Annotated in this window: 17 protein-coding genes and 4 tRNA genes; all 21 read left to right on the top strand. The window is 57.4% G+C overall.

The window, feature by feature from the left end; genetic code table 11:
* The 21 genes from rpe (at position 1) to rplJ (ending at position 13,123) form a co-directional block, all read left to right on the top strand.
* Complete coding sequence (gene rpe / locus ACZ5VE_RS13265; protein WP_312262140.1) at positions 1-681, top strand: ribulose-phosphate 3-epimerase; 681 nt, start codon at positions 1-3, stop codon at positions 679-681.
* Between the two features lie 2 nt (positions 682-683).
* Positions 684-1,418, top strand: a complete 735-nt coding sequence (locus tag ACZ5VE_RS13260; RefSeq protein ID WP_464455616.1) for an HAD family hydrolase — start codon at positions 684-686, stop codon at positions 1,416-1,418.
* A 107-nt stretch (positions 1,419-1,525) separates the two neighbouring features.
* The gene (locus ACZ5VE_RS13255) at positions 1,526-1,660 is read left to right on the top strand and encodes a hypothetical protein (RefSeq protein ID WP_464455615.1); all 135 of its coding nucleotides are present in this window, start codon (positions 1,526-1,528) and stop codon (positions 1,658-1,660) included.
* A gap of 21 nt (positions 1,661-1,681) precedes the next feature.
* Positions 1,682-3,181, top strand: a complete 1,500-nt coding sequence (gene trpE, locus ACZ5VE_RS13250) for an anthranilate synthase component I (protein ID WP_464455614.1) — start codon at positions 1,682-1,684, stop codon at positions 3,179-3,181.
* A 2-nt stretch (positions 3,182-3,183) separates the two neighbouring features.
* Positions 3,184-3,765 (top strand): aminodeoxychorismate/anthranilate synthase component II, encoded by a 582-nt coding sequence (locus ACZ5VE_RS13245; protein WP_464455613.1) that lies wholly within the window; start codon positions 3,184-3,186, stop codon positions 3,763-3,765.
* The gene (gene ltaE / locus ACZ5VE_RS13240; RefSeq protein WP_464455612.1) at positions 3,762-4,829 is read left to right on the top strand and encodes a low-specificity L-threonine aldolase; all 1,068 of its coding nucleotides are present in this window, start codon (positions 3,762-3,764) and stop codon (positions 4,827-4,829) included. The genes ACZ5VE_RS13245 and ltaE overlap by 4 nt, the downstream gene beginning before the upstream one ends.
* Positions 4,830-4,841: 12 nt before the next feature.
* Positions 4,842-5,522, top strand: coding sequence for a LysE family translocator (locus ACZ5VE_RS13235; protein ID WP_464455611.1), 681 nt, complete (start codon positions 4,842-4,844; stop codon positions 5,520-5,522).
* A 37-nt stretch (positions 5,523-5,559) separates the two neighbouring features.
* The gene (gene trpD / locus ACZ5VE_RS13230; protein WP_464455610.1) at positions 5,560-6,588 is read left to right on the top strand and encodes an anthranilate phosphoribosyltransferase; all 1,029 of its coding nucleotides are present in this window, start codon (positions 5,560-5,562) and stop codon (positions 6,586-6,588) included.
* A 3-nt stretch (positions 6,589-6,591) separates the two neighbouring features.
* Complete coding sequence (locus ACZ5VE_RS13225) at positions 6,592-6,732, top strand: hypothetical protein (RefSeq protein ID WP_464455609.1); 141 nt, start codon at positions 6,592-6,594, stop codon at positions 6,730-6,732.
* Positions 6,725-7,513 (top strand): indole-3-glycerol phosphate synthase TrpC, encoded by a 789-nt coding sequence (gene trpC, locus ACZ5VE_RS13220; protein WP_464455608.1) that lies wholly within the window; start codon positions 6,725-6,727, stop codon positions 7,511-7,513. Before ACZ5VE_RS13225 ends, trpC begins: the two co-directional genes overlap by 8 nt.
* A 47-nt stretch (positions 7,514-7,560) precedes the next feature.
* Complete coding sequence (locus tag ACZ5VE_RS13215) at positions 7,561-8,274, top strand: uracil-DNA glycosylase (protein ID WP_464457503.1); 714 nt, start codon at positions 7,561-7,563, stop codon at positions 8,272-8,274.
* Positions 8,275-8,336: 62 nt separating this feature from the next.
* Positions 8,337-8,422: transfer RNA gene (locus tag ACZ5VE_RS13210), tRNA-Tyr, on the top strand.
* 86 nt (positions 8,423-8,508) lie between these two features.
* Positions 8,509-8,582: transfer RNA gene (locus ACZ5VE_RS13205), tRNA-Gly, on the top strand.
* Positions 8,583-8,612: 30 nt separating this feature from the next.
* Positions 8,613-8,687 (top strand) — tRNA-Thr (locus ACZ5VE_RS13200).
* A gap of 78 nt (positions 8,688-8,765) precedes the next feature.
* Positions 8,766-9,956, top strand: coding sequence for an elongation factor Tu (gene tuf, locus ACZ5VE_RS13195; RefSeq protein WP_100174243.1), 1,191 nt, complete (start codon positions 8,766-8,768; stop codon positions 9,954-9,956).
* A 12-nt stretch (positions 9,957-9,968) separates the two neighbouring features.
* Positions 9,969-10,044, top strand: a tRNA-Trp gene (locus ACZ5VE_RS13190).
* Positions 10,045-10,142: 98 nt separating this feature from the next.
* Positions 10,143-10,526, top strand: coding sequence for a preprotein translocase subunit SecE (gene secE, locus ACZ5VE_RS13185; RefSeq protein WP_464455607.1), 384 nt, complete (start codon positions 10,143-10,145; stop codon positions 10,524-10,526).
* The gene (nusG, locus tag ACZ5VE_RS13180) at positions 10,526-11,107 is read left to right on the top strand and encodes a transcription termination/antitermination protein NusG (protein WP_464455606.1); all 582 of its coding nucleotides are present in this window, start codon (positions 10,526-10,528) and stop codon (positions 11,105-11,107) included. The genes secE and nusG overlap by 1 nt, the downstream gene beginning before the upstream one ends.
* 123 nt (positions 11,108-11,230) lie before the next feature.
* A complete protein-coding gene (gene rplK, locus ACZ5VE_RS13175) occupies positions 11,231-11,662 on the top strand; it encodes a 50S ribosomal protein L11 (protein ID WP_019430860.1) in 432 nt (143 codons plus the stop codon).
* Complete coding sequence (gene rplA / locus ACZ5VE_RS13170) at positions 11,663-12,358, top strand: 50S ribosomal protein L1 (RefSeq protein ID WP_464455605.1); 696 nt, start codon at positions 11,663-11,665, stop codon at positions 12,356-12,358.
* Between the two features lie 258 nt (positions 12,359-12,616).
* Positions 12,617-13,123, top strand: a complete 507-nt coding sequence (rplJ, locus tag ACZ5VE_RS13165) for a 50S ribosomal protein L10 (RefSeq protein WP_464455604.1) — start codon at positions 12,617-12,619, stop codon at positions 13,121-13,123.
* Positions 13,124-13,148 lie beyond the last annotated feature (25 nt).

Here is a 13,148-nt window from a genome sequence, read left to right as displayed (position 1 = left end):
ATGACGACGACCTACCGAATTGCCCCTTCCATCCTCTCGGCCGATTTCGCACGCTTGGGCGAAGAAGTCAAAAGCGTCATCGACGCGGGGGCCGACTGGATCCACTTTGACGTGATGGACAACCATTACGTGCCCAACCTCACATTTGGCCCGATGATTTGTCAGGCCTTGAAGCCGCATGCGAAAACCGCAGCCGGTGTGGCGGTTCCAATCGATGTGCATTTGATGATTTCCCCTGTGGATGCCTTGGCTGCATCCTTTGCGGAAGCCGGTGCCGATCTGATCAGCTTTCACCCCGATGCCAGCGGCCATGTGCACCGCAGTGTGCAGGCCATCAAAAGCAAGGGCGTGAAAGCGGGCCTGGTGTTCAACCCGGCGGAGCCATTGGATGTGCTGGAGTGGACCATTGACGAGATCGACTTGATCCTCATCATGAGCGTCAACCCCGGTTTTGGTGGTCAGAGTTTCATTGACTCGGCTTTGCGCAAGATCGAGCAGGCGCGCAAATTGATCGACGCCAGTGGCCGTGACATCCGCTTGGAAGTGGATGGCGGTATCAAAGTCGACAACATCCGCCGTGTGGCCGATGCAGGTGCCGACACCTTTGTGGCCGGCAGTGCCATTTTTGGCAAACCCGATTACAAAGCCGTGATCGACCAGATGCGCGTGGCTTTGGGTTGAGCATGACCGTCGTCGCCCATGATTTGACGCAAATCGAAGCGGTCATTTTTGACCTGGACGGCACCATGGTGCACACCCTGGGTGATTTTCAGGTGGCCTTGCACCGCACCATGGCTGATCTGGACTTGCCACCGGTCTCCAACGCCCTGATCGAGCAGACCATTGGCAAAGGTTCAGAGCACCTGATTCGAACCTTGCTGGCACACCAGATTGCTCGGCCCGAGGTCAAGGGCGTGGGTCAAGCCTGTCCTGCGCTCTCGGTCGATGCCTTGTTTGAGCGGGCCTGGCTGCGCTACCAGCACCATTACCTTCAGATCAATGGTCAATTTGCCGATGTCTACCCTGGAGTGTTGGAGGCTTTGCTTGCCTTTGCGGAGCGGGGCTTGCCCATGGCGTGTTTGACCAACAAGCCCTTGTCGTTTGCGGTGGCGTTGTTGAAAGAAAAGTCGCTGGACCATTTTTTTACTCACGTCTTTGGCGGCGACAGCTTTGAACGCAAAAAACCCGATCCCTTGCCCATTCAAAAAACCTGCGAGGCCTTGGGCTCGGTAGCAGCCAGAACCTTGATGGTGGGCGATTCCAGCAACGATGCCCAAGCCGCCCATGCCGCAGGGTGCCCCGTCGTGCTGGTGACTTATGGCTACAACCATGGCCAACGGGTACAAGACACACCCGCAGCAGCCTGGCTGGATTCGCTGGCCCAGCTGCCCGATTGCTTGCGCCCAGCCGTGCAATGAGTGCGATGCAGGCGGTTTAAAAACTGCTCGTCAGCTTTGCTACACTTGTCTCATCATGTTCATTCTCATCCGTCACTCCAGCGCAGCCTGCCTGCCGAGCCATTCCCATGCGGAAGGCCGGGGAGCCTGGCCCTGGCGTCAGCCAGCCTGACACCATCGACCGTGCGGCCTTGCCCGCCACCCGCGCCCAGCATCGGCTGGGCACCTGGATGAATGAAAAGCACCTCACCCGAGGTCGCTGAGCGCTTTGGAGGCTCTTGCCCGTGATCACCGAACTTGAATTCAAAAGCCTGGCCAGTCAAGGCTACAACCGCATTCCACTCATGCTGGAAGCCTTTGCGGACCTGGAAACCCCTCTGTCGCTGTACCTGAAGCTGGCCCACACCAAGGACAACGGCAAGTACAGTTTTTTGCTCGAATCGGTGGTGGGCGGCGAGCGCTTTGGGCGCTACAGCTTCATTGGCCTGCCCGCCCGCACCCTGCTGCGCGCCAGCGGCTTTGGGGCTGATGCCAAAACCGAAGTGGTGCGCGATGGCGCGGTCATCGAAACCGCGACGGGCAACCCGCTGGACTTTATTGAGCAGTACCAAAAGCGCTTCAAGGTCGCCTTGCGCCCCGGCCTGCCCAGGTTCTGTGGCGGTTTGGCGGGCTATTTCGGTTACGACGCGGTGCGGTACATCGAGAAAAAACTCGAAAACTCCTGCCCACCCGACACCCTGGGCACCCCCGACATCTTGCTGCTGCAATGCGAAGAGCTGGCCGTCATCGACAACCTGTCAGGCAAGCTGTACCTGATCGTGTATGCCGACCCGGCCAAGTCCGAAGCCTATGTGGGCGCCAAAAAGCGCTTGCGCGACCTGAAGGAGCAACTCAAATACTCGGTCAGTGCGCCCGTGGTCAAAGCCAGCCAGTCCTATCCAGCCGAGCGCGACTTTGCCAAGGCCGATTACATCGCTGCGGTTGAAAAAGCGAAAGAGCTGATCGCGGGCGGCGACTTCATGCAGGTGCAAGTGGGGCAGCGGATCAAGAAGCGCTACACCGAGAGTCCGCTCTCGCTGTACCGTGCGCTGCGTTCGCTCAACCCCAGCCCCTACATGTATTTCTACAACTTTGGTGACTTCCATGTGGTTGGGGCCAGCCCCGAGATTCTGGTGCGCCAGGAGCAAACCGAAGAGGGCGCCAAAGTCATCATTCGACCCTTGGCGGGCACACGCCCACGGGGCGCAACGCCCGAAAAAGACAAGGCCGCCGAGCTGGAGCTGATCAACGACCCCAAAGAGCGGGCCGAGCATGTGATGCTGATTGATCTGGCGCGCAACGACATTGGCCGAATTGCCCAGATTGGCTCGGTCAAGGTGACCGAGGCCTTTGTGGTCGAGCGCTACAGCCATGTCATGCACATCGTGAGCAACGTCGAGGGCGTACTCAATGAAGGTATGACCAATATGGATGTGCTCAAGGCCACTTTCCCGGCAGGCACGCTGACGGGTGCGCCCAAGGTGCATGCCATGGAGCTGATCGACCAGTTCGAGCCCGTCAAGCGTGGCATCTATGGCGGCGCTTGCGGCTACATCAGCTATGCCGGCGACATGGACGTGGCCATTGCCATTCGCACCGCCGTCATCAAGGATCAGACCCTGTATGTGCAGGCTGCTGCCGGTGTGGTGGCCGACTCGGTGCCCGAAATGGAATGGCGCGAAACCGAGCACAAGGCCCGTGCCTTGTTGCGGGCCAGTGAGTTGGTGGAAGAAGGGCTGGAGTGATCATGGCGAAAAAAATCAAACTCCTGATGGTCGACAACTACGACTCCTTCACCTTCAATATCGTGCAGTACTTTGGTGAACTGGGTGCTGAGGTCGAGGTGTTTCGCAACGACGAAGTTATCCTCGAAGGCATCGCTGCCCGCCAGCCTGACCGTTTGGTCATCTCGCCGGGCCCTTGTTCGCCTGCTGAGGCGGGCATTTCGGTGGCGGCGATTCAACACTTCGCAGGCAAGCTGCCTATCCTGGGCGTGTGCCTGGGCCACCAAAGCATTGGCGCTGCTTTTGGCGGCAAGATTGTTCGGGCACAAGAGCTGATGCACGGCAAGACCAGCGTCATCACCACCACGCAAGAGGGTGTGTTCGCCGGCTTGCCGGAAAAATTCACCGTCAACCGTTACCACTCGCTGGCCATCGAGCGCGCCACATGCCCGCCTTGCCTGAAGGTGACGGCCTGGACCGATGACGGCGAAATCATGGGCGTGCGCCACACCGAGCTGGACATCGAGGGCGTGCAGTTCCATCCTGAATCCATCCTCACCGAGCACGGCCATGCCATGCTCAAGAATTTTCTGGAGCGGCCATGATCGATTTGCGCAGCGACACCGTTACGCAGCCCACGGCGGCGATGCGTGCGGCCATGTTGAACGCCCCTTTGGGTGACGATGTGTTTGGCGACGACCCCACGGTCAATGCCTTGCAAGAACGCATGGCCCAGATCACGGGCAAAGAAGCGGCCTTGTTCATGCCCTCGGGCACACAGAGCAACCTGTGTGCCTTGATGGCGCATTGCGAGCGGGGCGACGAGTACATCGTGGGTCAGAACGCCCATACCTACCGATATGAAGGCGGTGGTGCGGCCGTGTTGGGCAGCATTCAGCCGCAGCCGTTGGCGCAAAACGTGCAAGGCGAAATGGCGCTGGCTGACATTGCGGCAGCCATCAAACCGATCGATTGCCACTTTGCGCGCACACGTTTGCTGGCGCTGGAGAACACCTGGAATGGCCACGTCATGTCGCAAGACTATCTGGCGCAAGCCACCGATCTGGCCAGGCAGCATGGTCTGGCCACGCATCTGGATGGTGCCCGGCTGTTCAATGCGGCGGTGGCCGATGCCCAAGGCAGCGCTGTGACCGACAGCGTTCGCCGCATCGTGGACCACTTTGACTGCGTGTCCGTGTGCTTCAGTAAAGGCTTGGGTGCACCAGTGGGCTCGGCCTTGTGCGGCTCGCGTGAACTGATTGCCAAGGCGCTGCGCTGGCGCAAGGCTTTGGGTGGCGGCTTGCGCCAGTCTGGCGTGTTGGCTGCCGCGGCTTTGCATGCACTGGACCACCATGTGGCGCGACTGGCCGATGACCATGCTTTGGCTCAGCGCTTGGCGCAAGGCCTGCAGGGCATTGCAGGCTTGAGCGTGCGCTCTGCGCAGACCAACATCGTTTTTGTGGATGTGGCCGACGGCCGGGGACCGGCGCTGCTGGAGGCTTTAAAGGCCCAGGGTGTTCTGGCCACGGGGCTCATCGGTTTGCGCTTTGTCACGCACCTGAATGTGGACGCTGCAGGCATTGACCATGCGCTGGCTTGCATTCGCCGTTTCATGCAAAACCAGGCACCGGATGCGGCGCAAGGTCTCACGCGTTCTGGCGTTTACTGAATTCTTTAAACCATGCCTGATGCTCAGCAACTTTGGATGTTCATGGTGGCAGGTGTGCTGCTCAACCTCACGCCAGGGCCGGATGTGCTTTTCATCGTCAGCCAGTCTCTGCGTGGCGGTCGGCGTGCAGGCTTGGTGGCCGCATGGGGCATCACGGCCGGGTGTTTTGTGCATGTGGCGGCAGCGGCCTTGGGTGTGGGCGCATTGCTGGCTACTTCTGCCGCCGCTTTCAATGCCGTCAAATGGCTGGGCGCGGCCTACCTGATGTGGATCGGTGTGCGTTTGCTGTGGTCCACTGCCAAGTCGGGGGGCGGGGCAGGGGATGCCCCCAATGCCTTGTCTGCCCAAGATGAGCGCGAAAACGCGCCTGAAGCACCCGGTTTGCGTTGGGTCTTCTTCAAGGCGTTTGCCACCAATGCCTTGAACCCCAAAGTGGCCTTGTTTTTTCTGGCCTTCGTGCCGCAGTTCATTCCGGTCAACGCGCCAGATCCAGCCTGGACTTTTGTGTGGCTCGGGTGCCTGTTCAATTTCAACGGCCTGCTCATTTGCATGGCCTGGGCGCTGGCGGCCTCCTGGCTGTCCCAGCGCGCCCGCTTGCTGCAGCGTGGGCTGCAACACCTGGACTTTTTGGCGGGTTGCATGTTTGTGGGCTTCGGACTCAAACTGGCCCTGACGGACGCTCCCGCGCATTGACGCTTTTAACCTCTTCGATTCATCGCAAGGACCCCTCATGCCCATTACCCCTCAGGAAGCGTTGCAACGCACCATCGAGCACCGTGAAATCTTCCATGACGAGATGCTCAAGATCATGCGCATGATCATGAATGGCGAGCTGTCGCCGGTCATGACAGCAGCGCTGATCACTGGCCTGCGCGTGAAGAAGGAGACCATTGGCGAGATCACTGCTGCTGCACAGGTCATGCGCGAGTTTTCGACCAAGGTGCATGTGGCTGACCCCACGCATCTGGTGGACATTGTGGGCACAGGCGGGGATGGTGCCCATACCTTCAACATCTCGACCTGCGCCATGTTTGTGGCGGCTGCAGCGGGTGCCAAAACCGCCAAGCATGGCGGACGCAGCGTCAGCAGCAAATCAGGCAGTGCCGATGTGGTCGAGGCGCTCGGGGGCAACATCAACCTCAAGCCCGAGCAGATCGCGCGCTCCATTGAGGAGGTGGGCATCGGCTTCATGTTCGCGCCCAACCACCATCCTGCCATGAAAAACGTGGCCCCTGTGCGCAAGGAGTTGGGCGTGCGCACCATTTTCAACATCCTGGGCCCATTGACCAACCCGGCCAGCGCCCCCAATATCCTGATGGGTGTGTTCCACTCGGATTTGGTGGGCATTCAGGTGCGTGCCTTGCAGCGCTTGGGCGCTGAACACGCTGTCGTGGTTTATGGCCGGGATGGCATGGACGAAATCAGCCTGGGTGCAGCCACGCTGGTGGGCGAGCTCAAAAATGGCCAGATCACCGAATACGAAATTCATCCGGAGGATTTCGGCTTGACCATGGCCAGCAACCGTGCCTTGAAAGTGGACACGCCCGAGCAGTCCATGGCCATGTTGCGCGGTGTGCTGGACAATCAGCCCGGTGCGGCGCGGGACATTGTCTTGATCAATGCCGCAGCCGCCTTGTACGCGGCCAATGTGGCCAGCAGCATCGCGGATGGTCTGGAGCGTGCTCGTGTGGCCGTCGAATCTGGCGCGGCCAAGGCCAAGCTGGCGCAGTTTGTGGCCTTTGGCCAATCGGCTATTTGAGCCATGTGGCATGACGAAGGCGCCTGGATCGCTGTGGGCGTTTCGGTTTTGTTAGTGGTGGTCGGCCTGCTGATGCACCGCATTTTTATTCGAATTTTGAAAAACGGTGCCACTGAGCACGCACAGGAAAAAAACCATGAGTGACATCCTCGACAAAATCGTCGCAGTCAAACGCGAAGAAGTCGCGGCCGCCTTGGCCAAAAAATCTTTGGCGATGGTTCGGGCAGATGCTGAAAGCCGCGTGCTGACACGCGACTTTGAAGGCGCCTTGCGCGCCAAAATTGCGGCAGGGCAGGCTGCTGTGATTGCTGAAATCAAAAAGGCCAGTCCATCCAAAGGTGTTCTGCGGCAGGAATTCATTCCCGCTGACATCGCTCAAAGCTACGCCGAACACGGTGCCGCCTGCTTGTCCGTCTTGACGGACAAGCAGTTCTTTCAAGGCAGTGTGGATTTCCTGAAGCAAGCCCGCGCCAGCTGCGACTTGCCTGTGCTGCGCAAAGACTTTCTGATCGATGTTTACCAGGTCTACGAAGCGCGCGCGATGGGCGCTGACGCCATTTTGCTGATTGCCGCTTGTCTGGACGACACGCAAATGGCCGAAATGGAAGCCGTGGCCAGCAGTCTGGACATGGCGGTGTTGGTGGAGGTGCATGACCGGGCCGAATTGGACCGTGCACTGAAGTTGAAAACCAGGTTGATCGGCATCAACAACCGCAATCTGAAAACATTTGAAGTGTCGTTGCAGACCACCCTGGACATGCTCCCCGCAGTTCCGGCAGACCGTTTGTTGGTCACCGAGAGCGGTATTTTGTCTGTTGACGATGTCAAGCGCATGCGCGAAGCCCATGTCAACGCATTTCTGGTTGGCGAAGCGTTCATGCGCGCCAATGAGCCTGGTGAGGCGCTGGCGAAACTCTTTGCCTGATGTCAAACGACGGGGCTCAGCAGACCTTGGGTTTTGGCGATAACGCCATGGATGCCGACTGTTTGAGGCAGTGGCCGCCCGATCTGCGTGATCTGGATGGGGGCTGGGCGCCTTTGGTGCGGGACTTTTTGGCCTCTTCTGCGGGGCAATCCTTGTCTGTGCGTTTGGCGGATGAGCTGAAGGCTGGCAAAACCGTGTATCCCTCAGCGCCGTTCAGGGCGCTCGCGTTGACGCCGCTGAACCAAGTGCGTGCGGTGATTTTGGGGCAAGACCCTTATCACGGGCCGGGTCAAGCCGAAGGCTTGGCCTTTTCGGTTGCGCCCGGGGTGCGTGTGCCGCCGAGTTTGCGCAACATCTTCAAAGAGTTGCAGCAAAGTCTGCACACGCCTGTGCCGACCCAAGGGTCGTTGGTGCCTTGGGCCAAGCAAGGCGTGCTTTTGCTGAACACTTGCTTGACGGTGGAGGCGGGGCAGCCTGCCAGCCATGCGCGTTGGGGTTGGGAGATATTGACCGACGCACTGGTTGCTGCGGTAGCGAAAAGTCCGCGCCCTGTTGTGTTCATGCTGTGGGGGGCCCATGCGCAAGCCAAAAAGCAGTTGATCGATGCTGTTGGTGGCTCCGAGCGTCATTTGATTTTGCAGGCCAATCACCCTTCGCCTTTGTCTGCGATGCGGCCGCCTGTGCCGTTTTTGGGTTGTGGGCATTTTGCGCAAGCCAACCAGTTTTGGCTGCAAATTGGAGAAAAACCGGTTGAATGGTGAAAAAGTTGTGATCCAACTTGCGAGGTGTCACAAAAGGATGGCATAATCTAAGACTCGCTTCTGGAGGGGTGCCCGAGTGGCTAAAGGGGGCAGACTGTAAATCTGTTGGCTTACGCCTACACTGGTTCGAATCCAGTCTCCTCCACCAGCAAACTGGCTTATGCCGGTTGATTTGAGCAATTGGAAATGGTTTCCAAGCATTGGCATCGCATCCACTCGTGCGGTGCAATCAGTGCGGGAGTAGTTTAATGGTAGAACCTTAGCCTTCCAAGCTAATGACACGGGTTCGATTCCCGTTTCCCGCTCCAATCATTCGGTTGAGTTTGTAAGAAGATTTTGCCCTTGTGGCTCAGTGGTAGAGCACTCCCTTGGTAAGGGAGAGGTCGCGGGTCCGATTCCCGCCAAGGGCACCAGTTTTGGGGCGCGCAACGAAAGTTGGGCGCCCTCTGTCTTGGTTGTTTTGTTGACCACTACTTTTCGGAGTCGAAGATATGGCAAAAGAGAAATTTGAACGGACCAAACCCCACGTGAACGTGGGCACCATCGGTCACGTTGACCACGGCAAAACCACACTGACAGCCGCCATCACCACCGTGTTGGCAGCCAAGTTCGGCGGTGCAGCCAAAGCGTACGACCAGATCGACGCCGCGCCCGAAGAAAAAGCCCGTGGTATCACGATCAACACCGCACACGTTGAGTACGAGACAGAAAACCGTCACTACGCTCACGTTGACTGCCCAGGCCACGCTGACTATGTGAAAAACATGATCACCGGTGCTGCCCAGATGGACGGCGCGATCCTGGTTTGCTCCGCTGCTGACGGCCCAATGCCTCAGACCCGTGAGCACATCTTGTTGGCCCGTCAGGTTGGCGTGCCTTACATCATCGTGTTCCTGAACAAGTGCGACATGGTCGACGACGCTGAGTTGTTGGAGCTGGTCGAGATGGAAGTGCGCGAGTTGTTGTCCAAGTACGACTTCCCAGGCGACGACACACCGATCATCCAAGGTTCCGCCAAGCTGGCCCTTGAAGGCGACAAAGGCCCATTGGGCGAAGAAGCCATCATGAAGCTGGCCGCTGCTCTGGACACCTACATCCCTACGCCTGACCGCGCAGTGGACGGCGCATTCCTGATGCCCGTGGAAGACGTGTTCTCCATCTCTGGCCGCGGCACTGTGGTGACTGGCCGTATCGAGCGCGGCATCGTCAAAGTCGGCGAAGAAATCGAAATCGTCGGTATCAAAGACACTGTCAAGACCACTTGCACAGGCGTCGAGATGTTCCGCAAGCTGCTGGACCAAGGTCAAGCTGGCGACAACGTCGGTATCTTGCTGCGCGGCACCAAGCGCGAAGACGTCGAGCGCGGCCAAGTGCTGTGCAAGCCAGGCTCGATCAAGCCACACACCCACTTCACGGGCGAGATCTATGTCTTGTCCAAAGACGAAGGTGGCCGTCACACGCCTTTCTTCAACAACTACCGTCCCCAGTTCTACTTCCGTACGACTGACGTGACCGGCGCGATCGAATTGCCAGAAGGCAAAGAGATGGTGATGCCGGGTGACAACGTGTCGATCACTGTGAAGTTGATCAACCCCATCGCGATGGAAGAAGGCTTGCGCTTCGCCATCCGCGAAGGTGGCCGCACGGTTGGTGCTGGCGTCGTTGCCAAGATCATCGCCTAAAGAGGTTCAAGTAGGGGTATAGCTCAATTGGCAGAGCGTCGGTCTCCAAAACCGAAGGTTGTAGGTTCGATTCCTACTGCCCCTGCCACCTGAAAAGGTGGATTTTCAAGCCCGCTAGACCCTAGCGGGCTTCCTTGTCTGATAAGAGTCCTCGTGAATTGAGGCTCAACAAAGGTTTCAAGCCGTATGGCAACGTCCGAAGTTCAAACTGTGAGTGCTGTGGGTGACAAGATGCGTCTGGCGTTGGCTGGCGTCTTGGTCATTGCGGCATTGGTGGCCTACTACATGCTGGCCGGCAGTGGCAGCTTGGCGCAGTGGGCTGGCCTGCTGGTGGGCTTGGTTGCCAGTGTTGTGGTGTTCTTCACTTCCGAGTCGGGTCGTCAATTGATCGCATTTGGCCGCGATGCTGTTCGCGAAGTCAAAAAAGTGGTCTGGCCTGAGCGCAAGGAAGCCATGCAGATCACGGCTTATGTCTTTGCCTTTGTGGTGGTGATGGCCCTGTTTTTGTGGCTCACCGACAAAACTCTGGAATGGGTTTTCTACGATCTGATTCTTGGGTGGAAAAAATAATGAACGATGCTGTAGTCAACGCGCCGATGGCGGGCTCTTCAACCAACCCAGACCTGAAATGGTATGTGGTTCATGCCTACTCGGGCATGGAAAAAGCGGTCGAGCGCAACATCATTGAGCGCATTACGCGCTCGGGCATGGAGTCCAAGTTTGGTCGTATTTTGGTGCCCACAGAAGAAGTGGTTGAAGTCAAAAACGGTCAGAAACGCACCACTGAACGCAAATTTTTCCCCGGCTACGTGCTGGTGGAAATGGTGATGGACGACGAAACTTGGCACTTGGTCAAGCACACCAACAAGGTGACGGGTTTTGTGGGTGGTGCCAAAAACCGTCCTGCGCCCATTTCTGAAGCAGACGTTCAGAAAATTGTGAGCCAGATGCAAGAAGGTACCGACAAGCCTCGCCACAAGGTCGAGTTTGAAGTGGGTGAGTACATCCGCGTCAAAGAAGGTCCATTCACCGATTTCAATGGTACGGTTGAAGAAGTCAATTACGAGCGAAACAAGATGCGTGTTTCTGTGACCATTTTTGGTCGCGCAACGCCCGTTGAGCTGGAGTTCGGTCAAGTCGAAAAAACCTGATTGGGTTTAAAAAATTCTGTCAGGTGCTTACCGACTCGGTGCCTGGCAATATTTCAGAGTCGTTAACCCCGGGGAGCCCAAGGCCACAAAGTCTTGAGCGTTAAAACCCGCAAGGAGAAAAGCATGGCGAAAAAAATCGTCGGCTTCATCAAGCTGCAAGTGCCAGCTGGTAAAGCCAATCCATCACCACCTATTGGTCCAGCATTGGGTCAACGTGGTTTGAACATCATGGAATTCTGCAAGGCGTTCAACGCCCAGACCCAAGGCGTTGAGCCGGGCCTGCCATTGCCAGTGGTCATCACTGCGTTTGCAGACAAATCCTTCACCTTCATCATCAAGACGCCGCCTGCAGCGACCTTGATCAAGAAGTCCATCAAGATCGACAAGGCTTCGACCAAGCCAGGTCTGGAAAAGGTTGGCAAGATCACCCGCGCTCAGCTGGAAGAAATCGCCAAAACCAAGATGAAAGATCTGACTGCCGCCGATATGGATGCAGCCGTTCGCACCATCGCTGGTACTGCCCGCTCCATGGGCGTGAATGTGGAGGGCGTGTAAATGTCCAAGCTCACCAAAAAACAAAAAGCCCTCGTTGGCAAAGTGGACAGCTTGAAGCTGTACGCATTGGCCGATGCCTTGACCATGGTCAAAGAGTGCGCAACTGCCAAATTCGATGAATCCATCGACGTGGCCGTGCAGCTCGGCATTGATGCCAAGAAATCCGACCAAGTGGTGCGTGGCGCTGTCGTGTTGCCTAACGGTACCGGCAAAACTGCCCGTGTCGCTGTGTTCGCACAAGGTGCCAAGGCCGATGAAGCCCGCGCTGCTGGTGCTGACGTGGTCGGTATGGATGATCTGGCTGCGCGCGTGAAAGCGGGTGACATGCCTTTCGACGTGGTGATTGCCGCCCCTGACGCGATGCGCGTTGTGGGTACTTTGGGTCAGATTTTGGGCCCACGTGGCTTGATGCCTAACCCCAAAGTCGGCACCGTCACCCCTGACGTCGCTACCGCTGTGCGCAATGCCAAGGCTGGTCAAGTCCAGTTCCGCGTTGACAAAGCCGGTATCGTGCACGGCACCATTGGCCGCCGTTCGTTTGACACTGACAAGTTGCAAGGCAACTTGGCCGCATTGATCGAAGCCTTGGTGAAAGCCAAGCCAGCAACCAGCAAAGGTGTTTACCTGCGCAAAGTGGCTGTGTCTTCGACCATGGGTGTGGGCGTTCGCGTCGACACACAATCCATCGCAGCTTGATTGCGATAAAAATTTGAGCAGACTGTAAAGCCTGCTCAATGTGGTGGGCTGATTCCTTTGCAAAAAGAAGTCAGGCCATCCAAGACCGTTGGTGCACACATGGTTGTGCTTAATCAACAGACAAACAAGTTCGCTTGAATGTTTGGGCCAACGCAGATGGCGATCCCGCTGCAGATGGATGAATATCCTGAACAGTTGGTCGCTGCAAATAGGCGTGTTTCAGGGGCGACCCGAAGAACACATATAAAGGAGTAGACCTTGAGTCTGAATCGCAGTGAGAAAGAAGCGGTCATTTCCGAAGTGACCGACCTCGCCGCTAAAGCTCAAACGCTTGTGATGGCGGAATACCGTGGTATCACGGTCGCTGACATGACAAACTTGCGCGTCAAAGCTCGCAGCCTCGGCGTTTCGCTGACGGTGTTGAAAAACACCTTGGCTCGCCGTGCTGTGACAGGTACGCAGTTTGAAGTTGTCGCCGATCAGATGACTGGCCCGCTGATCTATGGCTTCTCTGAAGATGCAGTCGCTGCCGCCAAAGTGGTAGCGGACTTCGCGAAAACCAACGACAAGTTGGTGATTCGTGCAGGTGCATTTGCAGGTAAAGCCCTGGACGTCAATGGCGTTAAGCAATTGGCAAACATCCCTTCGAAAGAAGTTTTGTTGGCTCAGTTGTGTGGCTTGCTGATGTCGCCAATGTCCCGCACCGCTGTGGTGTTGGGTGCTCTGGCGGCCAAAAAAGGCGAAGGCGAAGCTGTTGCCGCTTAAGGCCAGCGTTCGTGTTTTAACCAAT

The sequence above is a fragment of the Limnohabitans sp. INBF003 genome (genome assembly GCF_055396645.1).
The sequence above is the reverse complement of the archived record's forward strand: the minus strand, read 5'-3'. Positions and strand labels throughout refer to the sequence as shown.

Coding starts and splice junctions, on each gene's coding strand:
- nusG (WP_464455606.1), top strand. CDS start 10,526: ATGAACGATGCTGTAGTCAACGCGCCGATGGCGGGCTCTTCAACCAAC.
- ACZ5VE_RS13245 (WP_464455613.1), top strand. CDS start 3,184: ATGGCGAAAAAAATCAAACTCCTGATGGTCGACAACTACGACTCCTTC.
- rpe (WP_312262140.1), top strand. CDS start 1: ATGACGACGACCTACCGAATTGCCCCTTCCATCCTCTCGGCCGATTTC.
- ACZ5VE_RS13255 (WP_464455615.1), top strand. CDS start 1,526: ATGCGGAAGGCCGGGGAGCCTGGCCCTGGCGTCAGCCAGCCTGACACC.
- ACZ5VE_RS13260 (WP_464455616.1), top strand. CDS start 684: ATGACCGTCGTCGCCCATGATTTGACGCAAATCGAAGCGGTCATTTTT.
- ACZ5VE_RS13225 (WP_464455609.1), top strand. CDS start 6,592: ATGTGGCATGACGAAGGCGCCTGGATCGCTGTGGGCGTTTCGGTTTTG.
- trpC (WP_464455608.1), top strand. CDS start 6,725: ATGAGTGACATCCTCGACAAAATCGTCGCAGTCAAACGCGAAGAAGTC.
- ACZ5VE_RS13215 (WP_464457503.1), top strand. CDS start 7,561: ATGGATGCCGACTGTTTGAGGCAGTGGCCGCCCGATCTGCGTGATCTG.
- ltaE (WP_464455612.1), top strand. CDS start 3,762: ATGATCGATTTGCGCAGCGACACCGTTACGCAGCCCACGGCGGCGATG.
- rplK (WP_019430860.1), top strand. CDS start 11,231: ATGGCGAAAAAAATCGTCGGCTTCATCAAGCTGCAAGTGCCAGCTGGT.
- ACZ5VE_RS13235 (WP_464455611.1), top strand. CDS start 4,842: ATGCCTGATGCTCAGCAACTTTGGATGTTCATGGTGGCAGGTGTGCTG.
- tuf (WP_100174243.1), top strand. CDS start 8,766: ATGGCAAAAGAGAAATTTGAACGGACCAAACCCCACGTGAACGTGGGC.
- rplA (WP_464455605.1), top strand. CDS start 11,663: ATGTCCAAGCTCACCAAAAAACAAAAAGCCCTCGTTGGCAAAGTGGAC.
- secE (WP_464455607.1), top strand. CDS start 10,143: ATGGCAACGTCCGAAGTTCAAACTGTGAGTGCTGTGGGTGACAAGATG.
- trpD (WP_464455610.1), top strand. CDS start 5,560: ATGCCCATTACCCCTCAGGAAGCGTTGCAACGCACCATCGAGCACCGT.